This is a genomic window from bacterium, assembly GCA_026129405.1.
Lineage (GTDB): Bacteria > Desulfobacterota > Binatia > DP-6 > DP-6 > JAHCID01.
The window spans coordinates 76,400-100,769 of sequence record JAHCID010000011.1 but is presented as its reverse complement, the minus strand read 5'-3'; the positions used below and the strand labels follow the sequence as shown (position 1 = coordinate 100,769).

The 24,370-nt window shown below is 76.3% G+C and carries 20 protein-coding genes; 18 read left to right on the top strand and 2 right to left on the bottom strand.

Going from position 1 to position 24,370, the window contains the following annotated elements:
• Positions 1 to 15 precede the first annotated feature (15 nt).
• The 17 genes from KIT14_24930 (at position 16) to KIT14_24850 (ending at position 21,221) form a co-directional block, all read left to right on the top strand.
• Positions 16 to 1,821: a glycosyltransferase gene (locus tag KIT14_24930; GenBank protein MCW5893772.1), complete on the top strand. Its 1,806-nt coding sequence runs from the start codon at positions 16 to 18 to the stop codon at positions 1,819 to 1,821.
• Entirely contained in the window at positions 1,818 to 3,428 is a 1,611-nt protein-coding gene (locus tag KIT14_24925; protein MCW5893771.1) for a glycosyltransferase family 9 protein, read from the top strand. Before KIT14_24930 ends, KIT14_24925 begins: the two co-directional genes overlap by 4 nt.
• Positions 3,412 to 3,957 carry a hypothetical protein gene (locus tag KIT14_24920; GenBank protein MCW5893770.1) on the top strand — a complete coding sequence of 182 codons (546 nt, stop codon included), beginning with the start codon at positions 3,412 to 3,414 and terminating at the stop codon, positions 3,955 to 3,957. Before KIT14_24925 ends, KIT14_24920 begins: the two co-directional genes overlap by 17 nt.
• Positions 3,954 to 4,973 carry an ABC transporter substrate-binding protein gene (locus tag KIT14_24915; GenBank protein MCW5893769.1) on the top strand — a complete coding sequence of 340 codons (1,020 nt, stop codon included), beginning with the start codon at positions 3,954 to 3,956 and terminating at the stop codon, positions 4,971 to 4,973. The genes KIT14_24920 and KIT14_24915 overlap by 4 nt, the downstream gene beginning before the upstream one ends.
• Positions 4,970 to 10,795, top strand: a complete 5,826-nt coding sequence (locus KIT14_24910) for a PAS domain-containing protein (GenBank protein MCW5893768.1) — start codon at positions 4,970 to 4,972, stop codon at positions 10,793 to 10,795. Before KIT14_24915 ends, KIT14_24910 begins: the two co-directional genes overlap by 4 nt.
• Complete coding sequence (locus KIT14_24905; protein MCW5893767.1) at positions 10,785 to 11,726, top strand: hypothetical protein; 942 nt, start codon at positions 10,785 to 10,787, stop codon at positions 11,724 to 11,726. The genes KIT14_24910 and KIT14_24905 overlap by 11 nt, the downstream gene beginning before the upstream one ends.
• Positions 11,723 to 13,093 carry a sigma-54-dependent Fis family transcriptional regulator gene (locus KIT14_24900; protein MCW5893766.1) on the top strand — a complete coding sequence of 457 codons (1,371 nt, stop codon included), beginning with the start codon at positions 11,723 to 11,725 and terminating at the stop codon, positions 13,091 to 13,093. Before KIT14_24905 ends, KIT14_24900 begins: the two co-directional genes overlap by 4 nt.
• A gap of 1 nt (position 13,094) precedes the next feature.
• Complete coding sequence (gene flgB / locus KIT14_24895) at positions 13,095 to 13,463, top strand: flagellar basal body rod protein FlgB (protein MCW5893765.1); 369 nt, start codon at positions 13,095 to 13,097, stop codon at positions 13,461 to 13,463.
• The gene (flgC, locus tag KIT14_24890; GenBank protein ID MCW5893764.1) at positions 13,463 to 13,912 is read left to right on the top strand and encodes a flagellar basal body rod protein FlgC; all 450 of its coding nucleotides are present in this window, start codon (positions 13,463 to 13,465) and stop codon (positions 13,910 to 13,912) included. Before flgB ends, flgC begins: the two co-directional genes overlap by 1 nt.
• Before the next feature lie 8 nt (positions 13,913 to 13,920).
• Positions 13,921 to 14,241, top strand: coding sequence for a flagellar hook-basal body complex protein FliE (gene fliE / locus KIT14_24885; protein ID MCW5893763.1), 321 nt, complete (start codon positions 13,921 to 13,923; stop codon positions 14,239 to 14,241).
• 3 nt (positions 14,242 to 14,244) lie between these two features.
• Positions 14,245 to 15,801, top strand: coding sequence for a flagellar M-ring protein FliF (fliF, locus tag KIT14_24880; GenBank protein MCW5893762.1), 1,557 nt, complete (start codon positions 14,245 to 14,247; stop codon positions 15,799 to 15,801).
• Between the two features lie 2 nt (positions 15,802 to 15,803).
• The gene (gene fliG / locus KIT14_24875) at positions 15,804 to 16,880 is read left to right on the top strand and encodes a flagellar motor switch protein FliG (GenBank protein MCW5893761.1); all 1,077 of its coding nucleotides are present in this window, start codon (positions 15,804 to 15,806) and stop codon (positions 16,878 to 16,880) included.
• On the top strand, positions 16,867 to 17,535 hold the full coding sequence (locus tag KIT14_24870) for a hypothetical protein (protein ID MCW5893760.1): 669 nt from the start codon (positions 16,867 to 16,869) through the stop codon (positions 17,533 to 17,535). The genes fliG and KIT14_24870 overlap by 14 nt, the downstream gene beginning before the upstream one ends.
• Positions 17,536 to 17,538: 3 nt before the next feature.
• Positions 17,539 to 18,858, top strand: a complete 1,320-nt coding sequence (locus KIT14_24865) for a FliI/YscN family ATPase (GenBank protein ID MCW5893759.1) — start codon at positions 17,539 to 17,541, stop codon at positions 18,856 to 18,858.
• Positions 18,855 to 19,295, top strand: a complete 441-nt coding sequence (fliJ, locus tag KIT14_24860; protein MCW5893758.1) for a flagellar export protein FliJ — start codon at positions 18,855 to 18,857, stop codon at positions 19,293 to 19,295. Before KIT14_24865 ends, fliJ begins: the two co-directional genes overlap by 4 nt.
• A gap of 2 nt (positions 19,296 to 19,297) precedes the next feature.
• Complete coding sequence (locus tag KIT14_24855; GenBank protein MCW5893757.1) at positions 19,298 to 19,915, top strand: hypothetical protein; 618 nt, start codon at positions 19,298 to 19,300, stop codon at positions 19,913 to 19,915.
• 259 nt (positions 19,916 to 20,174) lie between these two features.
• Complete coding sequence (locus tag KIT14_24850) at positions 20,175 to 21,221, top strand: AraC family transcriptional regulator ligand-binding domain-containing protein (protein MCW5893756.1); 1,047 nt, start codon at positions 20,175 to 20,177, stop codon at positions 21,219 to 21,221.
• 15 nt (positions 21,222 to 21,236) lie between these two features.
• Here the strand turns inward: KIT14_24850 and KIT14_24845 are convergent, their stop codons facing one another.
• Positions 21,237 to 22,661 (bottom strand): hypothetical protein, encoded by a 1,425-nt coding sequence (locus KIT14_24845; GenBank protein ID MCW5893755.1) that lies wholly within the window; start codon positions 22,659 to 22,661, stop codon positions 21,237 to 21,239.
• A 176-nt stretch (positions 22,662 to 22,837) separates the two neighbouring features.
• Positions 22,838 to 23,473 carry a TetR/AcrR family transcriptional regulator C-terminal domain-containing protein gene (locus KIT14_24840; protein MCW5893754.1) on the bottom strand — a complete coding sequence of 212 codons (636 nt, stop codon included), beginning with the start codon at positions 23,471 to 23,473 and terminating at the stop codon, positions 22,838 to 22,840.
• Positions 23,474 to 23,780: 307 nt separating this feature from the next.
• Here KIT14_24840 and KIT14_24835 point away from each other — a divergent pair, with 307 nt between their 5' ends.
• Positions 23,781 to 24,356 carry a peroxiredoxin family protein gene (locus KIT14_24835; GenBank protein ID MCW5893753.1) on the top strand — a complete coding sequence of 192 codons (576 nt, stop codon included), beginning with the start codon at positions 23,781 to 23,783 and terminating at the stop codon, positions 24,354 to 24,356.
• The last annotated feature ends 14 nt before the right edge of the window (positions 24,357 to 24,370 follow it).

The following is a 24,370-nucleotide window of genomic DNA, read 5'->3' as shown; positions in this document are numbered from 1 at the left end:
GGGCGGGGGCCGCGCGTGAGCGCGTTCCTCGAAGCCAACCTGCGCGCGCTCGCGCGCGACGCGGCGCTGGCCGAGCTGGTGCGCGCCGCGGCGCCGCTGCCCGAGGCGCCGGTGCTCGCCCCGAGCGGGGATGCGACGCTCACCGCGGGCGGCGTGCTGCTCCACAACGCCCGCGACCCGCGCCGCGACGGCGTGCGCTGGGCGCAGGGCCAACGGGCGCGCCTGGAGCCGCTCGGCCCGCGTGCGACGGCCGTGGTGCTCGGCTTCGGGCTCGGCTGGCACGTCGAGGCGCTGGGTGCGGCATGGGACGGGCCGGTGGTGGTCGTCGAGCCCGACCTGCGGCTCGTGCGCACGGCGCTCGCCGCGCGCGATCTCACCGCGGTGCTGGCGCGCACGATGCTGCTGCGCGAGGCGCCGGCGGCGGAGGTGCTCGACGCCTGGGGAGCCTTCGCGCTCTGCCCGTACGCGCCGGCGCTGCTGCGCGGCGGCGCCGCGCTCCAGGGCGCGCGCGAGCGGCTCGGGGCCCGCGCGCTGCTCGCCGGGCTGCGCCTGCGGGTGCTGGTCGTCTCGCCCGTCGGCGGCGGCTCGCACCCGATCACGTTCTACTGTGCGCGCGCGCTCGGCGAGCTCGGCCACGACGTCGTCGTGCTCGACCTCGCGCCGTACGCGGCAGGGATGGACGCCATCCCGCGCTTCACGGCCAGCGCCGGCGCGCGCCGGGTGGTGCGGAGCGCCTTCGGGCGCTTCCTCGCGACCGGCATCCTCGCCGCCGTCGAGGCGGCGCAGCCGGACCTCGTGCTGTGCATGGCGCAGGCGCCGGTCGACGCCGCCGTGCTGCACGAGATCGGCCAGCGCGGCGCGCTGCGCGCGTTCTGGTTCGTCGAGGACCACCGGCTGTTCCCGTACTGGCGCGATCTGGCGCCGGCCTGCGACCACTTCTTCGTCATCCAGCAGGGGACGTTTCTGGACGACCTGCGCGCCGCCACCGGCGGGCGCGCGCACTACCTGCCCCTGGCGGCGGATCCGTCCGTGCACCGGCCGCTGGCGCTGTCGGCCGACGAGCGCGCCGCGCTGGGTGCGCCGGTCGGCTTCGTCGGCGCCGGCTACCGCAACCGCCGGCTGGCGTTCCGGCCGCTGCTCGAGCAGGGGCTGCGCATCTGGGGCACGGAGTGGGGCGGGGCGGGGATCGTCGAGGCGGCCGTGCAGCGGGACGGGGCGCGCATCGGCACCGACGATTCGGTGCGCATCTTCAACGCCACCACCGTCAACCTGAATCTGCACTCGTCGACCTGGGTCGACGGCGTCGATCCACGCGGCGACTTCGTGAACCCGCGCACCTTCGAGCTCGCCGCCTGCGGCGCCTTCCAGCTGACGGACGCGCGCGCGCTGCTGCCGCCGCTGTTCGCGGCCGAGCGCGAGATCGTCACCTTCGCCGACGCCGGCGCGCTGCCGGAGCTGGTGCGCGACTGGCTCGCGCGGCCCGCCGCCCGCATGACGACGGCGGCGGCGGCACGCCGCCGCGTGCTCGCCGAGCACACCTACCGCCACCGCATGGCGAGCCTGCTGGAGACCGTCTGCGGGCTCGACGCCGAGCGCCTGCGCGCGCGGCCGCGCCGCGCGACCGCCGGCGACGTGGCGCGCGCCGAGGCCGGCTCGCCCCTGGGCGCCTTCCTCGGCACCGTGCCCGCCGCGACGCCGTTCACGCTCGATGGCCTGGTGCAGCGCCTCCTGCGCCGCGAGGGCGGCCTCTCGGAGCCCGAGCAGATCCTCCTCTTCCTCCACCAGTTCGACGAGCTCTACGTGCGCGAGGCGCGGGCATGAGGCGCGTCCTGGTCGTGAACCTCACCCGCTTCGGGGATCTCCTCCAGACCGGGCCGACGATCGCCGGGCTGCGCGAGGAGCACCCGGACGCGCACGTGACGGTGGTGGTCGAGCGCAACTTCGCCGCCGTCTGCGACGGCCTGCCCGGCATCGACCGCGTCTGGCCGATCGACCTCGACGCGCTCGGCCGCACCATGCTGCGGGACGACCTCCTCGGCGCCTACCGCACGGTCGAGGCGCTGGTGACGGCGCTGCGCGCCGAGCGCTTCGATCTCGCGCTCAACTACTCGAGCTCCAAGATGAGCGCCGTGCTGCTGCGCCTGATCGGCGTCGCCGATACGCGCGGCTGGACGATGACCAGCGACGGCCACCGCCTGATCTCGCATCCGTGGTCGCGGCTCTTCTCGGCGAGCTGCCTGCAGCGCCGGCAGGCGCCGTTCAACCTCGTCGACTACTACAAGCGCGTCGCCGGCGTGCGCCGCGGGCCGCAGGCGCTGGCCTATCGGGTGCCCGCCGCCGCGCACGCCGCCGTCGCGGAGCGGCTCGCCGCCGCGGGCGCGGCGCCCGGCGTGCCGCTGGTCGGCTTCCAGCTCGGCGCCAGCCGCGCCGTGCGCCGCTGGCCCGCGGCGCGCTTCGTCGCCGTGGCGCGGCTGCTCGCGGAGCGCATCGGCGCGCGCGTCGTCCTCTGCGGCGGCGGCGGCGACCGGCCGGTCGCCGAGGAGATCGCGGCGGCGCTCGGGCCGCTGGCGATCGACTGCTGCGGGCGGACGTCGGTGGACGAGCTGGGGGCGCTGCTCGCACGCTGCGACGTGCTGGTGACGGGCGACACCGGGCCGATGCACATGGCGGTCGCGGTCGGCACGCCGGTGGTGGCGCTGTTCTTCGGCCCGGCGCTGCCGTTCGACACCGGGCCGTACGCGCCGGATCACGTCTGCCTGCACGCCGAGGTCGCGTGCGCGCCGTGCGACCACAACGTCACCTGCCTCGAGCCGTTCTGCCGCGACACGTTCGCGCCCGAGGCGGTCGCCGAGGCGGTGGTGGCGCGGCGCGCTGGCGACTGGACGGCGCTCGCGGCGGCCTCGGTGCGCTGGCCGGACGTGGCCTGGTATCGCACCGGCTTCGACGCCGAGGGCCTCTTCGAGGCCGTGCGCCTCGGGCCGGCGGCGGCGAGCCGCGCCGAGACGCTGCGCCGCGCCTATCGGCTGTTCTGGAAGGCCGAGCTCGACGGCACGCCGCCGGCGCCGCTCGGCGCCGCGCTGCCGGCCGAGGCGCGCACGCTCGCGCGGCTCGCCGAGCTGGCGAGCGAAGGGCGGGCGCAGGCGGCGCGCGTCGAGGCCCTGGCCCGCGACGCGGCCGACCTCGCGGGTCTGGAGACCGCGGCCCGCCGGCTCGAGGAGCTCGACGCCGCGCTGCTGCGCTTCGGCGCCATGCACGAGCCCGCGAGCCTGCTCTGCCAGGTGCTGCGCTTCGACAAGGAGAACCTCGACGGCGACGACGTGCCGGCTCTCGCCGCCGCCACCCGTGGCCTGCACGACCGGCTCGCCGAGCGCGCCGAGCGTCTCGCGACGTTGCTCCAGGGAGGACGAACCGATGCACATCACGCTTGACGGCGCGGCCGTCGCGCTGCCGCGGCCGGGGAGCCTGGGCGAGCTGCTCGAGGCCCTCGTGCCGCACGTGGACCCCGATCGCACCATCACCGACGTCGAGGTCGACGGCCGCGCCGCCGACTTCACCGACAGCGTCGCTCTGGCGGCGTGGCGCCTCGCCGGCTCGGAGACCGTCGCCGTGACGACGCTGACGCCGGTGGAGTTCGCGGCCGAGCGCCGCGGGCAGATCGGCGACCACCTGCGCCACATCGCCGATCGCCTGGCGCGGGCGGCGGACGGCTTCGCGCACGGCGAGGTCCAGGCGGCGAACGCTCTCCTCGCCACGGCGTCGCGCGATCTGGGGCTCGTCCTCGAGCTCGACCAGCACCTCGCCGTCATCGAGGGCGGGGCGCCGCGCTGTGCGGGCATCGTCGCGGTGCTGGAGCGCGTGGGCGGCCGGCTCACCGACGCCGAGCGCGCCGGGCGCTGGGACGAGGTGGCGCAGATCCTGATCGTCGAGCTCGTGCCCGCGCTGCTCGGCACGGCGTGACGCCGTCGGGCGGGCGGCGGGCCGGCGTGCGCGGGCCGGGCGGGCGGCGACGCGGCAACCGCTGGCTGTGCGCCGGCGTGCTGGCGCTCGTCCTCGCGGGCTGCCGCGCCGAGTCGCCGGCGCCCATCCGCATCGCGGTGCACCCCTGGCCGCCGTTCGACCTCCTCTACCTGGCGCAGGAGCAGGGGCTCTTCGCCGAGGCCGGCGTGCCGGTGCACCTCGTCGAGCTGAGCTCGCTCGCGGACGCGCGCCGCGCCTACGAGCGCGGCCAGACCGACGGGCTCGCCTGCACCGTCGTCGAGCTGCTCGGCGCACGCAGCGTAGCCGGCCGCGATCCCCAGGCGATCCTCGTGGTCGACACCTCCGACGGGGCCGACGTGGTGCTCGCGCGGCCGGGCCTGGGCGACGTGGCGGCGCTCCGCGGCCGGCGCGTCGCGGCCGAGCCGGCGTCGAGCGGCGTCTACCTGCTCGCGCGCGCGCTCGTGGCGCACGGTCTGACGCTCGCGGACGTCGCGCCGGTGTTCATCGACCAGACGCACATCGCCGAGGCGTTCGCCGCCGGCGAGGTCGACGCGGCGGTGACGTATCCGCCGTTCGCGGCGGGGCTGGAGCGGTTGGGGGCGGTGCCCGTGTTCAGCAGCCGCGCGCTGCCGGGCGAGATCGTCGACGTGGTCGCGCTCGACGCCGCGCTCGTCGCCGAGCGCCCGCACCACGCCCGGGCCATCGCGCGCGCCTTCGAGGCCGCGCGGCGCTTCGCCGAGGCGCACCCCGACGAGGCGCACGCGACGATGGCGGCGCGCGAGGGCATCGAGCCGCGCGAGTTCCGCGCCGTGCTGGGGCGCGGCATCCGCCTCGTGCCGGCGCACGAGCAGGCCCGCTACCTCGCGCCGGGCGGGCTCCTCGAGCTGACGCTGCCGCGGGTCGACGCAGTCATGCGGCGCATCGGCCATCTGGGCGGTCCGTCGCGGGTGCCGGGCGCGGTCGCGCGGCTCGACCCGGGGAGCGGGCCGCCGTGACGCCGCCGCGCGGGACGTTCCGTCCCCTCCAGCGCACGTTGCTCGCCCCGGTGCTGGCGGTGGCCCTGCTGGCGGCGCTCGTCATCGGCTATGCTACCTACTGCGCCGTCGCCGCGCGGCTCGAGGCGCAGGTCGTGCGGCGCGGCAGCACCATCGTGGACGCGGTGGTGTCGGCGGTGGAGGTGGTCGACGAGCGCACGGTCCTCCAGCGCGTCGTCGCCGCGCTCGGCGCCGAGCGCGACGTGGATCTCGTGGTGGTCGCCGGCGGGCGGCCGGCGCGGGTCATGGCCGCCACGCGCGGCGCGTGGGTGGGGGTGCCGCTCGAGCGCCTGCCGGCCGGCCCGGCGCGCTCGCTCACCGCAGCGCTCGACGGCCGGGTGCCGCGGGCGTGGATCGGCGGTGCCGACGCGGCCGACGTGGTGGGCGGGCTCGTGTTCGGCAACGACCGCCTCGGCGCGCCCGTGCTGTCGCACGGCGCGGTGCTCGTGCGCCTCTCGACGCGCGACGTCCGGCGCGAGCTGGTGACGGTCGCCCGCTGGGTGGCGCTCGGCCTCGGGCTCACGGTGCTGGCCGTCGTGGCGCTCGCCTGGGTGCTGGTGCGCCGTCACGTGTCGCGGCCGCTCGAGCAGATGGTGGCGGCGATGGACCGGCGCGCCGCCGGCGACCTCGCGGCGCACGTCCCCGTCTGCGCCGCGGACGAGATCGGTACGCTGGCGACGACGCTGAACGGCCTCGTCGACGCCATCGCCGCCGGCGAGGCGCGGCTGCGCGAGCTGGCCGAGACCATCGAGGACGCCTTCTGGATCTGGGACCCGGCCCAGCCGATGCGGCCAGTCTACGTCAGCCCGGGGTTCACGCGCATCTACGGCTTTCCGCGCGAGGCCGTGCTGGCGGACGGGCGGCGGGCGGTCGCCGCCGTCCATCCGGACGATCGCGCGCGGACCGTCGCGCGCTGGCAGGCGGAGATGGGCACCGCCTACGAGGACGAGCACCGCATCGTGCGCGGCGACGGCGCCGTGCGCTGGGTGCGGACGCGTGCGTTCCCGATCCGCGACGACGCGGGCCGGCTCCTGCGCGTCGTCGGCGTCGAGAGCGACGTCACCGCACGCCACGAGGCGGCCGCGGAGCTGGAGGCGGCGCGGGCGCGGGCGGAGTCGGCGGCGCAGGCCAAGGCGGAGTTCCTGGCCATGATGAGCCACGAGATCCGCACGCCCATGAACGGCGTGATCGGCATGACCGGGCTCCTCCTCGACACGCCGCTCACCCCCGAGCAGCGCGACCACACCGAGACGATCCGCCACTCGGCCGAGGCCCTGCTCGCGATCATCAACGACATCCTCGACTTCTCGAAGATCGAGGCGGGCCGCCTGAGGCTCGAGGAGGTCGACTTCGAGCCGCGTCTCGCGGTCGAGGAGGTGCTCGAGCTGTTCGCCGACGCCGCGCAGGCACGCGGGCTCGAGCTGCTCGCGGCGATCGACGCGGACGTCCCCGCGCTGGTCGGCGGCGACGTCGGGCGGCTGCGCCAGATCCTCGTGAACCTGGTCGGCAACGCGATGAAGTTCACGGAGCGCGGGCGCATCGTCGTGGGCGTCACCGTGGCCGAGGCGACGGACGCCGCCGTCGTGCTCCGCACGGCGGTGACCGATACCGGCATCGGGATCGCTCCGGCCATGCAGGCGCGCCTCTTCGCACCGTTCGTGCAGGCGGACGGCTCGACGACGCGGCGCTACGGCGGCACGGGACTCGGGCTGGCGATCTGCCGGCGGCTGGCCGAGCTGATGGGCGGTCGCATCGGCGTCGACAGCATGCCGGGCGAGGGCAGCACCTTCTGGTGCACGGTGCGCGTCGTGCGCCGGGCGGCGCCGGCGAGCGCGGTGCTGGCGCCGCTGCGGGGCGCGCGCGTCCTCATCGTCGACGACGATCCGCCGGCGCGCATGCACCTGGCCGAGCAGCTCGACGCGATGGGCGCCGACGTGCACACGGCCGGGGGCGTGGCCGCCGCAGAGACGCGTCTTGCCGGAAACGGACGCTGGGCGGCGCTCGTGGTCGACGCCGGCCTGACGCCGGCCGACCCGCTGGCCGCGGTGCGCACGCTGCGCGCGGCGGCGCCGGTGCCCGTCGTCCTGCTCGTGGGGCCGCGGGCTCGCGCCCGAGCCCGCGGCGACCGCGGTCGCCGGCGTCGCCGGCGTCGTGACGCGCCCGTCCGGCTGGCCGCCGCTGCAGGGTGCGCTCGTCGCCGCGCTCGGCGCCGCTCCCGCACCCGCGCCCGCGCCGAGCGTGCGCCACGGGACGCTGCGTGCGGCCCTCGGCCTGCGCGTGCTGGTGGCGGAGGACAATCCGGTGAACCAGCGCCTGGCGCTGGCGCTGCTCGCGAAGCTCGGCTGCACCGCGGACGCGGTCGGCAACGGGCGCGAGGCCGTGGCCGCATGGGCGGCGCGGCCGTACGACGTCGTGCTGATGGACTGCCAGATGCCCGAGGTCGACGGCTTCGAGGCGACGGCGGCGATCCGCGCGCGCGAGCCGAACGGCCGGCGCATCCCGATCGTGGCGATGACGGCCAACGCGATGCCCGGCGACCGCGAGCGCTGCCTGGCGGCGGGCATGGACGACTACGTGGCGAAGCCGGTGCGCCCGGAGCTGCTGCGCGACGCGCTGGCGCGGATCGCGGGGCAGGGACGGTGCGAGGACGCGACGACGTGCGACCAGGGCGGGACGCGGGACGCGAGCCCGGCGGTGGACCCGGAGGTGCTGGCCTCGCTGCGCGAGCTGGGGGAGGAGGCCGGGGACCCCGCTGCCTACGACGTGCTCGTCGGGACCTTCCTCGCCGGCGCGCGCGAGAGCTGTGCGGCGCTCCAGGAGGCGTTCGCCGCCGGCGACGCCACGGCGATCGCGCGCACGGCCCACCGCCTGCGGGGCGGGGCGGCGAGCATGGGCGCCAGCCCGATGGCCGCGCTCGCCCGGCGCCTCGAGGACCTCGCGGTCGCGGGCCGGCTCGCCGAGCTCGGTCCCGACGTCGGCGCGCTCGAGACCGAGCTCGGCCGCGTCGTCGCCGCGCTGGCGCCGCCCGTCGCTCCCGGCAGCGACTGACCGGGGCGGCAGCTCCTGCCGGCCGCGGACCGTCAAGGCTCTGGCCGGAGTGTCAGCCCCCGCCGCGCGGGCGGGCCGGCGGCAGGCAGGAAGCACCGGAAGCGGAAGGGTTTGCCCGGTGGCACCGGGCTTGCTCCCTCCGCCGCTCCGTGGGGCAGGCGCGGGGGCTGCTGAGGTGGTGCGGCCGGCTGATGGTGGGTGCGGTGGTGATCGGTGGAACGGCCGGCGCCCGTGGTGTGGATCTGCCCCCACACGGTGCACAGGGGGGACGGAGCCTGGTGGCCCCGTCCCCCCGCATCGAACGCATCGAGGTCGGCGAGCGCGAGGTCCGCATCCTCCTGAGCGCTCGGGCGGAGGGGCTGGCCCGGCGTCTGCCCGCGAGCGACGGCGCGCCGGAGCGCGTCTACGTCGACGTGGCCGGGACGCAGCTCGATCCGCGCCTGGCGCGCGCCTTTGCCGGCCGCGGGCAGGTGCGGGCGGTGCGCACGGGACAGCACGATCCGTCGACCGCGCGCGTGGTGATCGAGCTCGAGCGGCCGACGGGCTTCACGCTCGGCGCGCGCGGGCGTGAGCTGCGCCTGCGGCTCGCGCCGGAGCCGGTCGCCGCGGCGCCGGCGCCGCGCCCGCTCGCCACGCCGGCGCCGCGCGTGCCGGTGCGCGACGCGGCCGCGCCCGCGCGTCCCGCCGGGCGCCTCGCGGTGGCGACGGTCGCCGCGCGCCGCCTGGCTGCGCCGCCGCCGGCCGGCCGCCCCGCCCGCCGCCGCGGCGCCCGGCAGGCCGGCGGCTGCCGCCGGGCGAGCCGGCCGTCGGACGACGCAGCCCGGGCCCGTCGGCGCCGGTGCCCGTACCTGCCGTCCCTGCCGCTCGAGGCCGCGGCGCCGGTGCCGACGCCGCCGTCCGGCGCTGATCGCCGGCACGCCGTACACGCTGGTGCAGGGCATGCGCCTCGTGCTGCCGGCCCTCGAGCGCGCCGAGTACGGCGACCGGCGGCGTGCCGCTGCGCGACGCTCCGCCGGTGGCGCAGCGACGGCACCGTGCCGCCGCCGCCGCCGGCGCAGCCCGCGTCGACGGCCGCGCTGTTCCTCGCCGGCGACGTGCTCCTGGCGCGCGCGCTGGTCGGCCAGGACGACACGCTGGAGGCGATCGCGGCCTACGAGCGCGCCGTGCGCAACGCCCCCGACTTCGCGGAGGCGCCGCGCGCGCAGCTGATGGTGGGACTCGCGGCGGCATGGCTCGGCTTCCAGCCGGAGGCCAGCTCCGCCTATGCGATCTTCCTCGACCGCTTCCCGTCGGATGCGCTCGCACCGTACGCGCGCCTCGGGCTCGCCGCCGCGCTGCGCGCGCGGGGTCGGCTCGACGACGCGCGCAAGCGCCTGCGCGAGGCGCGCGTCTCGGGCGGAGCGGAGCTCGCCTGCGAGTGTCGCGTCGAAGAGGCGCGGCAGGAGCGCGCCGTCGGCCGCGCCGACGCCGCGGCGACGCTCTTCCGCCGCGTCGCCGCCGAGTGCCCGGAGACGGTGGCGACGACGCCGAGCGCGCTGCACGATCGCGCCGAGGCGATCGCCGCCGCCGGCGGTCGGGCCGAGGCCCGGGCGCTGCTCGATGCGCCGCGCGAGCGCACCACGCCGGAGGAGGACGCCAAGCTGGACCTGCTCCAGGGACGGCTCGCGCTCGAGGACGAGGATCTGAACACCGCGCGGGTCGCCTTCGAGCGCGTGCTCGGACGGCGCGTCGCGCGCGCGACCGTGCTCGAGGCCGAGATCGGCCTCGCCCGGCTCGACGTCCGCGGCGACGCCGGCCGTGCCGCCGCGCGCCTCACCGAGCTCGCCGCCGGCGACGGCCCGGCCGCGCCGCGCGCCGAGCTGCTCGGCGAGGCCGCCGACGCCACCGCGCGCAGCGGTCGCTTCGGCGACGCGCTCGACATCCTCGATCGCGCCGCGCAGCTCGGCCCGCAGGGGCAGCGCGAGGCCGACGCTCGCCGCGCCGGGCTTCTCGGCGATCTGGTCCGCTCGCTGCGCGCCGCCGAGGACTGGCCGGGGCTGGCGACGCTCTACGCCGCGCACACGACCACGGTGCGCCAGGTGCTCGACCCGCGCGACCGCGCGGTGATCGCCGACGCGCTCGCCCGCCTCGGTCTGCCGGGCGAGGCCGCACGCCTGCTCGCGTTCGACGCCACCGGCCGCGACCCGGGGGGCCGCATCGCCTACGCCGAGGCGGCGCTCGTGGCCGGCGCCGTCGCCGGGCGCGCGGCGCGGTGGCGCGGATCGAGCCGCGCACCATGGAATCCGCGCTCGTCCCGCGGCTCGCCCGCGTGCGGACCCGGATCGCGCTCGCCGACGGCGACCCGAACCGCCGCGGGCCTCGCGGCGGAGCGCTCCTGGACGACGCCCTCGACGGCGAGATCGCCGCCGCCTTCGTCGTCGGCGGGCGACGCCGCGCTCGCCGGTGGGCGACTGGGTGAACGCCGCGACGGCGCGTTACGAGGCGCAGCCGCCTTCGGCCCGGCGTGCGGGCCCGGGCGGGCGCCGCCGCCGGTCTCGTGCGCATCGCCTTCACGCGCCGCGACGGGGGCGAAGGCGCGGCTCGCGCTCGCCGCCGCGACCGAGAGCGGCGATCCGCTCGTGCGTCGCGCCGCGGTCGCGCTGGGGCGCGTGGAGCTGCCCGCCGGGCCTGCGGCCGACGGCGTCCCGCTGACGCCGGTCGAGCCCGCCTCGCTGGAGGAACGCCATGCCCATTGAGATGCTGGCGCTGGACGGCGCCGCCGCGGCGCCGCCGGAGCTGCACGGCCTGGCGCGCGCGTTCGCGCACTTCAGCGACGCGACCGCGCGGCTCGAGCACGAGTACGGCGCGCTCCGCATCCGCGTGCAGGACCTCACCACCGAGCTCGAGGAGAAGAACCGGCTGCTCGCCGAGAGCCTCGAGCGCGAGCGCCGCCTCGAGGCCGAGGCGCTGCGCCAGAGCCGCCTCGCCGCCATGGGCGAGATGGCGGCGATGCTCGCCCACGAGGTGCGCAACCCGCTCGGGGCGATGGAGCTGTTCACCGGCCTCCTCCTCCAGGACCTCGCCGATCAGCCGGACACGGTGCGGCTCGCGCGGCAGGTGGCGTCGGGCATCGCCGATCTGAACCATCTCGTCACCAACCTGCTCGAGTTCACGCGCACGCGCGTGGCCGCCCGGGCGGCGGTCGACTGCTGCGCGCTGGTCGAGGACGCGCTGCGCTACACCGGCGAGCTGCGGGCCGCGAACGCGATCGTCGTCGAGCGTGCCTATGCGGCGCCGGTGGTGACGGCGGAGGCGGACCCGCATCTCCTGCGCCCGGTGCTGCTGAACCTGGTGCGCAACGCCGTGCAGGCGATGGGCGACGGCGGCACGCTGCGCGTCGCCGTCGGTCTCGACGCGGACCGCGTGCGCGTCGTCGTCGCCGACACCGGTCCCGGCATCGGTGCGGCGGAGCAGGAGCTGGTGTTCCGCCCGTTCTACACCACGCGGGCGAAGGGCACGGGGCTCGGGCTGGCCGTCGCGCGCGAGCTGGTGCTCGCCATGGACGGCACGCTCGCGCTGCGCAGCGAGCCCGGGCGCGGCGCCGAGTTCACGGTGAGCATTCCGCGCGCCGCGGCGCGCCGGAGCGAAGAGGCCGACGCGCCACGGCTGCGCGCGGCGGAGGCATGATGGACGGACGGCGGATCCTGGTGGTGGACGACGAGAGCGGCATGCGTGCCGGCCTCGTCGAGGTGCTGACCCGCGGCGGCGGGCTGGTGGAGGCGGCGGCGAGCGCGGAGGAGGCGCTGGAGCGCCTCGAGCGCGGCGGCATCGAGCTGCTCGTGACCGACCTGCGCCTGCCCGGTCGCTCGGGCCTGGAGCTGCTGCGCGAGACGCGGCGGGCCGAGCTCGAGGTGCCGGCGATCGTCATCACGGCGCACGGCACGATCGAGGACGCGGTGGCGGCGATGAAGCTCGGCGCCATCGACTTCCTGCAGAAGCCGTTCTCACCGGGCGACCTCCTGCACCTGGCGACGCGCGCGCTCGCGGAGCGCAGCGGACCTGCGCCGGCGCCGCGGCGCGGGCGCGGCGAAGGGGTGCGCCGGCCGATCGTGAGCCACGACCCGGCGGTCATGAAGCTCCTGGAGGTCGCGGAGAACGTGGCGTCGAGCCGCGCGCCCGTCCTGATCCAGGGCGAGAGCGGCACCGGCAAGGAGCTGCTCGCGCGCTACATCCACGACGCCGGCAGCCGCCGCGGCCGCCCGTTCGTCGCGGTCAACTGCGCCGCGCTGCCGCGCGATCTCCTCGAGAGCGAGCTGTTCGGCCACGAGCGCGGCGCCTTCACCGGCGCGCTCACCCGCAAGACCGGCAAGTTCGAGCTGGCCAACGGCGGCACGATCCTGCTCGACGAGATCGGCGAGATGGAGCCGGCGCTGCAGGCGAAGCTGCTGCGCGTCCTGCAGGAGTACGAGGTCGACCGCGTCGGCGGCACGGCCCCGGTGCCGATCGACGTGCGCGTCGTCGCGACCACGAACCGCCGCCTGCGCGACATGGTCGACCGCGGCACGTTCCGCGAGGATCTCTTCTACCGCCTGGCGGTGATCCCGCTCACCATGCCGTCGCTGCGCGATCGCAAGGGCGACATCGACCTCCTCGCGGAGCACTTCGTGAAGCGCTTCGCGTCGGGCCGTCCGAGGACGCTCTCGGACGCCGCCCGCGCCGTCCTGCGCGAGCGCGCCTGGCCGGGCAACGTCCGCGAGCTGGAGCACGCTATCGAGCGTGCCGTCCTGCTCTGCGCGGGCACCGAGGTGACGGCGGAGGAGCTGCTCGACCGCGAGCCCGCGCCGCAGCGCATGGGCGCCGGCATGCTGGCCGGCCTCACCGTGCGCGAGATGGAGCGGCGTCTCATCCTGGAGACGCTCCAGCGCACCAACCAGAACCGCACGCACGCGGCACGGCTGCTCGGCATCAGCATCCGCACGCTGCGCAACAAGCTGGCGGAGTACCGCCGGCACGGCGAGCTCGGGCCCGAGGCGGCCGGAGCGGAGGCATCCTGACATGCGCACACCGCTGCTCGATCCGACCCTCCAGGGGCTCGCCAACGCCCTCACGGTGCACAACCGGCGCCACACCGTGCTGGCGACGAACCTCGCCAACGTCGAGACGCCGGGCTACCGCGCCCAGGACGTCGACTTCCGCACCGAGCTGCGCCGCGCGTTCCAGGCGCCGGAGGTCGGCGGCACGGCGAAGGTCGATCCCCGCGTGATCGACGACGACGACGTCGCGCCACGCGCCGACGGCAACACCGTCGATCTCGACATGCAGATGGCCGAGCTCTCGGACAACGCCGGCCGCTACGTGGCGCTGACGCGCATCCTCTCGAAGCGTCTCGGCCTCCTGCGCTCGGCCATCGAAGGGACCCGCTGATGAACGTCGACGTCCTGAATCCCACCTTCGCGATCGCCGCGAGCGGCCTGCGCGCCGAGCGCATGCGCCTCGACGTCATCGCGACGAACCTCGCCAACGCCAACACCACGCGCACCGTCGGGGGCGGCCCGTACGTGCGCCAGAGCGTCGTCTTCATGGGCCAGGAGCTCGACGGCGACTTCGCGAACACGTTGGCCGAGTTCGGCCTCGGCGGGCGCCGGCCGGGCGTGTCCGTCGTCGGCGTCGTCGACGATCCGACGCCGGGACGCATGGTCTTCGATCCCGGGCACCCCGACGCCGACGGCGACGGCTACGTGACCTATCCGAACGTGAACCCGCTGCTCGAGATGGTGGACCTCCAGGCCGCGACGCGCGCCTACGAGGCCAACATCCAGGTGGTGACGGCGACCAAGCGGCTCGGTGAGGCCGCGCTGTCGATCGCCGGCTAGGAGGCACGATGGAGCCCACCCGTCTCGTTCCGGGCCTTCCCCCGACCATCGAGGGGCCGGACTACAAGAAGAACCTCGGGAAGGGCCTCGGGCTCGCCGAGGCGGGAGGGCAGACCTTCGGGCAGCTGCTCGAGGATTCGCTCACCCAGGTCAACTCGCTCCAGCAGCAGGCCGACGTCGCGATCACCGATCTCGCGAGCGGCGGCCCCACGACGCTGCACGACACCATGATCGCCCTCGAGAAGGCCGATCTCTCCTTCCGCCTCATGATGCAGGTCCGCAACAAGATCGTGGAGGCCTACCAGGAGATCGTGCGCATGCAGGTGTAAGCGATGAACGCACGCGTCCAGCAGCTCCTCGAGAACGTCCGCGACTTCTTCGTCGCGCTCCCGCCCGCACGCCGTATCGCCATCGTCGGCGTCGGCGTGGCGTCGGTGCTCCTCGTGCTCGGCCTCGCCTGGTGGGTGCAGCGGCCGCTCTACCGGCCGCTGTTCACCAACCTGTCGCAGGACGACGCGGGCCGCATCGTCCAGGCGCTGCGCGACGAGAAGGTCGACTACCAGCTCGACGACGGCGGCCGCGCGATCCTCGTCCCGGGCGAGCGCCTCTACGAGCTGCGCCTGGCGCTCGCCAGCCGCGGGCTGCCCGAGGGCGGCGGCGTCGGCTTCGAGCTCTTCGACCGCCAGACGCTCGGGCAGACGGACTTCCTCCAGCACCTCAACTACCAGCGTGCGCTCCAGGGCGAGCTCGCGCGGACCATCTCGGAGCTGGGCGGCGTCGACTCGGCGCGCGTGCACCTGGCACTGCCGGAGCGCTCGCTGTTCGTCTCCCAGGACCGGCGGCCGTCGGCGTCGGTGGTCGTGAAGCTCGCGCCCGGGCGCGCGCTGTCGCGGGCGCAGATCGACGGCATCGTGAACCTGGTCGCGGCGAGCGTCGAGGGGATGGACCCGGACGGCGTCACCGTCGTCGACGAGGCGGGCCGCATGCTGACGCCGGACCGCGGCGCCGGGCTCGACGACGGCGCGGCGTCGGGCACCGCGCTCGACTACCAGCGCGCCATGGAGCGTGGCACCGAGGAGCGCGTCGAGAGCCTGCTCGGCGCCATCGTCGGCCGGGGCGCCGTGGTCGCGCGGGTAGCGGCGAAGCTCGACTTCGCGCGCGCCGAGCGCACCGAGGAGCGCTTCGACCCCGACGGCGCGGTCCTCAAGACGGAGCAGCAGCGCCGCGAGGAGACCGTCGGCGCGCCGCCGACGGGCGGCGTGCCGGGCACGCAGTCGAACCTGACGAACGAGGTCGTCGAGACCAACGTGCCGTCGGGCCCGACCACGGAGCGCCGCGAGCAGTCGGTCACCTACGAGATCTCGAAGATGGTGTCGCGGACGATCGCCCCGGTCGGCGCGCTCGAGCGCCTGTCGGTCGCGGTGGTGGTCGACGGCACCTACACCGAGGAGAACGGCACGCGGACCTTCCAGCCGCGGCCGCAGGAGGAGCTCGACCGCTACACCGAGCTGGTGAAGAGCGCCGTCGGCTTCAACGAGGAGCGCGGCGACCAGATCCAGGTGATGAGCGCCCCGTTCCAGGAGGCGCCGGAGGCCACGGGCAGCGGCGTCTTGTCGGCGGTCGGACGCTGGATGCCCGCCGTGCTGACGCGGCTCCTCGGCGTCGCCTTCGTGGCCTTCGCGCTGCTCTACGTCGTGCGGCCGCTGCTGCTGGCGCTGGCCGTGCGGCGCGACAGCCCGGCCGTGCAGGCGCTGCGCGGCGGCGACGTCACCGCGGCGATGACGGCCCTCACGCAGGAGAACCTGATGCTCACCCAGCAGCATCCCGAGCGCGCGGCGCAGCTCGTGCGCGAATGGCTCCAGGAAGACCAGGAGACCCGGACCGCCTGACCATGAGCGAGACCGCCCTCACGCCACGCCCGCCGCGGCTCCCCGGACCCGCCGTCGGCATCGAAAAGGCCGCCATCCTCCTCTTGACGCTCGGCCCCGACGCCGCGCGCGAGGTCATGAAGCACCTCGGCGAAGGCGAGGTGCGGGCGCTGTCGGCGGCGATGGCGCGCACGCGCTCCATCCCGCGGCCCGAGGCCGCGGCCGTGCACGAGGAGGCGTGGCGCTGGCTCACCAGCCGCTCCGGCTTCCTCGTCGACGGCGAGACCTTCGTGCGCCAGCTGATCCAGGCGCTCGCTCCCACCAGCCGCGGGGCGCAGGAGGAGGCGATGCGCGAGCTCGCGCGCGCGAAGGAGGGCGAGGGCAGCCCCTCGCTCGGCGCGAAGCTCGAGGGCGTGTCGCCCGCGGTCATCGCGAAGGTGCTCGGGACCGAGCACCCGCAGGTGATCGCGATGGTGCTCGGCCACCTCGTGCCGCGCCAGGCGGCGGACGTCCTTAACCTGCTCGGGGAGGAGCTGCACGCGGACGTGGTGCGCCGCATCTCGGAGCTGAAGAGCGTCGAGCCCGAGCTGCTGGCCGAGGTGGGCGCGGTGATCCTGGGCCAGGTGCAGAGCCTCGGCGGCGCGGCGGCGACGTCGAGCGGCAAGAGCGGGGGCGGGCTGGGCGGCACGAAGCTCGCAGCCGACATCATGAACCTGGTCGACAAGGCGGTGGAGTCGCGCGTCTTCAGCGAGCTCGACGACTCCGTCCCCGACGTCGCGGAGCAGATCCGCAACCTCATGCTGACCTTCGAGGACCTGGCCCGGCTCGACAACCGCGGCATGCAGACGCTGCTGAAGGAGGTCGCGCGCGAGGACCTCATGCTGGCGCTGAAGACCGCGAGCCCGACCATGCAGGAGAAGATCTTCCGCAACATCTCCGCGCGCGCCGCCGAGATCCTCCAGGAGGACATGGGCACGATGGGCCCGGTGCGCCTGAAGGACGTCGAGAAGGCGCAGGCCAACATCATCACCGTCGCGCGCCGGCTGGCCGAGGAGCAGAAGATCCAGCTCGGCGGCGGAGGGGACGATGCCCTCGTCTGAGCCGCCCGGCTTCGCGCCGCTGGTCGGCGGCGGCGGGGACGCAGGCGGCTTCCGGCCGTTCGTGGGCGGCGGACCCGCGCCGGCGCCCGAGCGGCCGCCGGCGGCGCCGGAGGGTGCGGCGGCGGGCGCCGAGCCGGGCGACGCCGAGTCCGCGCCGATCGACCGCGTGGAGGACCATCCCGCGTGGCAGGCCGGCTTCGCGCAAGCCCGTGCGGAGCTCGCAGCCGAGATCGACGCCGGGCACCGCACGCTCGCCGAGTCGCTCGAAAGCCTCGCACGCTTCCAGGCACAGCTGCGCAGCCGCTACGAGCGCGAGCTCCTGCTGGTCGCCCTCGGCGTGGCGCGCAAGGTCGTGCAGCAGGAGCTCCAGGAGCGGCCGGAGATCTGGATGGCGATGCTGCGCGCGGCGGTGCGCCAGGCGGTCGACCGCGAGCGCATCCTGATCCGGGTGCCCCCGGCGCTCGCGGCCTGGCTGCTCGAGCACGCGCCCGAGCTGAAGGCGCAGCTCGAGGACGTGAAGGAGATGCAGATCGTCGACGACCCCGCCCTCCCACCCGGCGGCTGCATCGTCGAGAGCCGCTACGGCGAGGTCGACATCGGCGTCGAGACGCAGCTCGCGGTGGCGGAGCGCGCGCTCGTGCGGATGGGGGGCTGAGCCGTGGTCGAGCTCGACTTCTCCCGCGCCCAGCGCGAGCTGGCGATCCTGAACCCCGTGCGCGTCTCCGGCCGCGTCACCGACGTCATCGGGCTCGTCGTCGAGGCCACCGGGCCGGGCGCGCCCGTGGGGTCGCTGTGCGAGATCGGCGGCGACGGCGCGCGGCCGATCCCGGCCGAGGTGGTCGGCTTCCGCTCGGGGCGCGTGCTCTTGATGCCGCTCGGCGACCTCGCCGGCGTCGCACCCGGCAGCCGGGTGACGCTGGTGCGCGAGCGGCCCGTCGTCCACGTCGGCGACGACCTCCTCGGGCGCATCGTCGACGGGCTCGGCGAGCCGCTCGACCGCGGGCCGGCGCTCGCCAGCGGCGTCGAGTACCCGCTCTACGGCGCGCCGCTCAACCCGCTCGACCGCTCGCCGATCCGCGAGCCGCTCGACCTCGGCATCCGCGCCGTCAACGCGCTGCTCACCTGCGGCCGCGGCCAGCGTCTCGGCATCTTCGCGGGCTCCGGCGTCGGCAAGAGCGCGCTCCTCGGCATGATGGCGCGCTACACCAAGGCGGAGGTGAACGTCATCGCCCTGGTCGGCGAGCGCGGTCGCGAGGTGCGCGAGTTCATCGAGCGCGACCTCGGCGACGCCCTCGGGCGCTCGATCGTGGTGGCGGCGACGTCCGACCAGCCGCCGCTGGTGCGCATCCGCGGCGCCTTCCTCGCGAGCGCGATCGCCGAGTACTTCCGCGACCAGGGGCGCGACGTGCTGCTCATGATGGACTCGCTCACGCGGGTCGCGATGGCGCAGCGCGAGGTCGGGCTGTCGGTCGGCGAGCCGCCGGCGTCGCGCGGCTACACGCCGTCGGTGTTCGCGCTCCTGCCGAAGCTCCTCGAGCGCGCGGGCCGGGCGCCGCGCGGCAGCATCACGGGGCTCTACACGGTGCTGGTCGAAGGCGACGACATGAACGAGCCCATCGCCGACACGGCGCGCTCGATCCTCGACGGCCACGTCGTGCTGTCGCGCCGCCTCGCGAGCGAGGGGCACTATCCGGCGATCGACGTGCTGTCGAGCATCTCGCGCGTCATGCTCGACGTCGTGCCGGCGGCGCAGCTCGCGCACGCGCAGCGCGTCCGCGCGCTGCTGTCGACGTATCGCGACGCGGAGGACCTGATCCAGATCGGCGCGTACACCCGCGGCGCCAGCGCCGCGATCGACGAGGCCATCACCCGGCTGCCCGAGATCCAGGGCTTCCTGCGCCAGGCGATCGCCGAGCCCGCGTCGCTCGACGAGGCGACGGCGGCGCTGACCTCGCTGGTGGGAGGCGTGGTCCGATGACGTTCCGGTTCCGGCTCGGCCGCGTGCTGCGCGTCCGCACCCAGCTGCGCCAGCAGGCGCAGGAGCACGTCGCCCGCACGCGCGCCGCGCTGGCGGCGCTCGAGCAGCGGATCGCCGCGGCGGCGGCGAGCCAGGCCGAGGCGCGCGCGGCGGAGGAGGCGGCGAGCGCCGCCGGCTGCTCCGGCGCGGATCTGGCGCGGTGGCGGTCGTTCGAGGCGGCCGCCGCGGCGCGCGAGCGCGTCCTGCGGCGCGATCGCGAGCAGCTCCTCGTGCAGCTCGAGCGCGAGCGCGAGGCGCTGCTCGCCGAGCGGCAGGAGGAGCGCAAGCTCGAGCGCCTGGAAGAGCGGGCACGCGACCGGTTCGACGCCGACGCGGCCCGCGAGGACGCGCGGCTGCTCGACGAGCTGGCGCTGCGCGGCAGGGGAGAGCGGGAGTAGGCATGCGGATCATCCGGCTGATCGTGGCGGTGAGCCTGACGGCGAAGCTCGTCGTCCTGGGGACGTGGTGGGCCGCGTCGGTCGTGCAGGCCGAGGCGCCTGCCCGACAGAAGGCCGAGGCCGGCCTGCCGAAGGAGCTCCTCGAGCAGAGCGCCGGCTTCCGCGAGATGCTGAGCGCGGTGGCGGAGCGCAATCGCCAGCTCGACGAGCGCGAGCAGAAGCTCGCGGCGCGCGAGGCCGGGCTGGCGTCGCTCGAGCAGACCGTGAGCCAGGAGGTCGCCCGCCTGGAGTCGCTCACCGGCGCGCCGTCCCCGGCCGACGCCGCGGCGCCGGCGGGCGCGCGGCCGAAGCCCGGCGCGAAGCCGGCGGGCACGACGACCTCCGCCGCGAGCCCGGCGGCCGAGGAGCGGGTCGTCGAGATCACGCGCATCTTCGAGACCATGAAGGCCGAGGAGGCGGCGGGCATCCTCGACAAGGTCGACGACGACACCCTGCGGGCCGTGCTCGGCCGCATGAAGGAGCGGCAGATCGGCGCCATCCTCGCGGCGATGAGCCGCGAGCGCGCGGTCGCGCTGACGAAGCTCCTCGCCGGCACGCGCAGCGAGGCCGCGGCGCCGTAGAGCGCCGCCGCGGCGGGGCTCACCGGCTCGCGCCCTCCATGCGGGGCACTGCTCGGCGGCGGCACCGCGGCGAGGCGCAGGGCGCACGCGGGGAGCCGGAGACGGGAGGCACATCCGCGGCGGCGATCGGCAATCGCCGCCGGCCATTCCGGAAGGCGCGTCGCCGGCTCGACGCCCATTCCCGTGGCTCGGAAGGAGCGCCACCGGCCGGGCCGCGCGGGCCTGCGGCGGCGCGGGGCACGAGGTTTGTTAGCGGGGCATGGCCGCTCTGTCGCTCATTCGTGCCTGCGTGCTGTCGCCGGCGCTGGCGTTCCTCCGCCGCATCGGCGGCGCGGCGGAGCCGTTGCTCGTGGGGGTCGGCCTGCCGGCGTCGACGCTCGCGACCCCGGAAGGACTGATCCCGAGCGAGGCGGCGGCCCGCTTCCTGCGCAACGCCGCCCGCCGGGAGGGGATCGACGCCTTCGGCGCGCTCGCGGGCGGCGAGGGCGGTGTCGAGGCGCTCGGCGTGTTCGGCGCCCTGGTGTGCGCCGCGCCGACGATGCGGGACGCGCTGCGCGAGTGCATTGCGCAGCGCCGTCGCTTCGCCTCGCACGGCCGCATCTGGCTGCACGAGCGCGGCGCCGACCTCGAGCTGTGCCTCGGCGTCCCACACGGTGGCGATCCGGTCTGGCGCCAGGGGGAGCACTACGTCGTGCGCCTGCTGCTCGGCGTCCTGCGGCTCGGGGCGGGACCGACGTGGCGGCCGCCGCGCGTGCAGTTCCAGACGCCCGAGTGGGCGGCGGCGCGCGCCGTCGACGCCTTCGCCGGGGCTCGCATCGACTTCGGGCAGCGCGTCGCCGCCATCACCTTCCCGCGCCGGCTGCTCGACGTGCGCCTGGCGGCCGCCACGATGCCGTGCGACGGGGCGACGGTGGCGGCCTGGCGGGCGACGGCGCCGGCGGCGACCTTCGCCGACGCGGTCGCCCAGGTGGTGGAGACGCTCACCTGGGAGCGGCCGCCGCGGGTCGGCGAGACGGCCGTCGCGCTCGGCACGACGCCGCGGACGTTGCAGCGCCGCCTCGCCTCGTACGGGGTCACGCACGAGGCGCTCGTCGACCGGGCGCGGCTCGCGTCGGCGGCGAGCATGCTCGCCGAGACCGACGCGCGCATCCTCGAGGTCGCGCTCGACATCGGGTACTCCGACCACGCGCATTTCACGCGCGCGTTCCGGCGCTGGTGCGGGCAGTCGCCGCGCGACTATCGCCGTACCCATCTCGCGGACGTACCGGCCGGCGCCGCGTCGACCGCCCGCGTACCCTGTCCGTGAGCGGCCGGAGCCGTGTCAGGCGAGGCGCACGGCGAGCCGCTCCCGCCGGATCACGGCGAAGCGCACGAGCGTGTTCTCGCGGCCGTCGTCGCTGGCGATGCTGCACAGGTCGAACAGGCCGCCGAACTGGGCGTTGCCGCCGACGAGCGCGCGCAGGCGCCCGCCGCGCAGGACCTGGTAGCCGTCGAAGTGCGTCCACTCGGGTCGCGATCCCCAGCCGCGCGTGCGCCCGAGGCGCATGAACGCGTCGGGCGGGACACAGACGAGGCGGAACGCGAGCGGGTCGAGGCCGAGGCGGTCGGCGACGACGTCGGCGCCGCGGGTGAGGAGGGCGGCCTCGATCTCGTCGCGGGCGAGGCCTCTCCGGCGCTCGAGGCCGAGCGCCCGGAGCAGCGGGCCGGGGGTCTCGTCGCCCTCGGCGTGTCCCTCGACGAGCAGGATCTCGCGCGGCACCGGCACCGGCACGAAGCGCACGCCCGCCGAGTTGACGTACTGGTGGAGCGCGAAGAGCGAGATGGTCTCGGCGAAGACGGCCGCGATCTCGACCGGGATGTCGATCTCGCGCGCGGCGCCCGTCAGCCGTGCGACGCCGTCGCGGGCGCGATCGTGGACGGCGGGCGAGGCGCCGAGCGCCCAGCGCTCGACGAAGGTCGCGACCGCGTCGGCGATGGGGCCCGGGCCGAGGATCGTCTCGGCGGCTTCGAGCCCGAGCGCGCCCGCGCGCGCCGCGCAGCCGTCGGGCAGGGGTGCGCCGAGCTCCGCGGGCGCGACCACGCGGACCGCGGCGGTCGGCGCGGTGTCCGTCGCCGCGAGCGCCGGCGCGCCGAGGACCCCGTCGGCCAGGCGCTCGAGCGCCTCGGCGTCGCCCCGCTCGAGGGCCAGCAGAGCCTGCTGCTGCGCGCCGAGACCGGAGCGCGGCGTCTCGGTGGGCGTCGCGGCGACGGTGCCGGGGAGCGCCAGCGCCTCGAGCCGGGCGCGGCGGGCCGCATAGAGCGCGCGCTGGGGCGGGTCGGCCGCGGCGAGCGTGTCGAGCGCGGCCAGGACGTCGACGCGGGCGGCGCCCGGGGTGCTCCAGCGCTTCGACGGCGGCAGCCCCGCCGACAGCGGATCGAGCACCACGGGCGGCGCACCGTACACCGCGTCGGCGGCGGCGAGGGCCTCGGCCTCGGCGGCCAGCGTGTGCTGGAGGGCGCTCGCCTCCCGGCCGAGCTCGCGCACGCGTGGCCAATCCTGCTGCGTCACGGCGGCGTGGGCCCGGGCGAGCAGCCGATCGAGCCGGGCGCGGCTCGCGAGCGCCTCGCGGTGGTGCTCGGGCGTGACCAGCGGCGCGAGCAGCGCCGCGGCGCGGCGCAGGTAGACGTCACGATGGACGGTGTCCGCGTCGGCGGCGGTGACGAGGCAGCCGACGGTCGCGAGCTGGCTGACTTCGGTGGTCGGCATGGCGGTCTCCTCGGGCGTCGGCGGTCGACGTCCTTCAGCCGGAAGCGCTTGCCGTCGGTGACGCGGAACGGGCGGGAGAGACGGTGCGCCACCCGGACGATCGGGGCGGTCTCACACCGCCACTGTGCCGCGTCGCCGCGTTCGCCGCTTGCCACCGCGCGCCACGCGCGGCGGGATCACTCGGGGACGAGACCGCGCAGCAGCGCGTCGAGCCCCTGCCGGAACTCGCGCGCCGCCGTGCTGCGCGCCGCGGCGCCGGCGATCTCGACGAGCTGCGGATAGCGCGCTCGGGGGAGGGCCCGGAAGCGCGCGATCGTCGCCGCGGCCGGCTCGTCGGCGGCGGTGGCGAGGGGGCCGGCCAGCTCCGCCTGCGCGAAGCCCATCACGAAGGCGGTGACGGCGCGAAACGCCACGAGGAGGGCGGCGCCGCGCAGCCCGCCGCCGGCGAGCGCCGCGAGCAGCGCTTCGGACGGGGCGAGCAGCGCCGCCGCCCGGCTGCGGCGGACGAGCACCAGCGGGATGGCGTTCGGGTGCCGGCGCACCGCGCGCCACATCGCGGTGGCGACGCTGCGTGCGTCCGCGCGCCAGTCGGCGTGCCGCCGTCGCGCCCACCTCACCTCGGCGAGCACCGCCTCGACGACGAGCACCTCGAGATCGGCTCGATCGGCGACGTGGTTGTAGAGCGTCATCGGGCCGGTCCCGAGCTCGCGCGCGAGCGTGCGCATCGACAGGCCGGCGACGCCGTCGCGGTCGACCAGCCGCAGGGCCGCGGCCTGAAGCCGATCGCGCGAGAACTTCGCAGGGCGTCCCATCCTCGGTGCCGGCGCCTTGACCCATCCGAGCGGCGCTGGCTTTTACGTACACCGTACCCAAACGCGCCGTCAACGACGGCGGCGGCGCACAGGAGGCAGGCATGGACGGAGCAGTGCTCGGCATGGCGGCAGGGGCGCTCATCCTCGGCGCCGGGGCGCGCTGGTGGCAGCGGATGCAGGCGGTGCGGCTGCCCGCGAACGCGACGGCGTACGTCGCCGCGAGCGTGGCGGCGGTGCTGCTCGGGGCCGCGGCCGTGGCGCGCGGGCCCGGCGTCGCCGGCGGCGTCGGGCGGCGCTGGCGCTGGTCGTGGGGCTCGCCTTCCTCGCGCTCTTCGCGGCCAGCGGGCAGCGCCGCACGTCGTCGGCGGTGGCCGTCGGCGCGCCCGTCCTCGATCTGGTGGCGACCGACGACACGGGGCGCCCGTTCGCCCTGGCGGCGCTGCGCGGCCGTCCCGTCCTGCTGAAGTTCTTCCGCGGGCACTGGTGCCCGTACTGCACGGCGGAGCTGCGGCGCTGGGAGGCGGAGCTGCGGCCGGCGCTCGACGCGCAGGGGGTCGCGATCGTGGCCGTGTGCGCCGACGACGCGGCCGAGATCCGCGTGGGGCGCGCGAAGCACGGGCTGCGCGCGACCATGCTGCCCGACCCGGACCTCGCCATCACGGACCGCTTCGGCCTGCGCAACCCGCGCAACTTCGCGCCTCGCCCCGGGATCGTCATTCCGCTGCCGATCCCCACGACGATCCTCGTCGACGCCGCCGGCATCGTGCGCTGGATCGACCAGGCCACCGACTACATGCGTCGCTCCGACCCGCAGCGGGTGCTCGCGGCCGTGCGCGCCGCGCACCGGGCAGCTTCGACCGGCTCGTTCGTACCCCCCGGGTAGATGGTGCCGGGCGG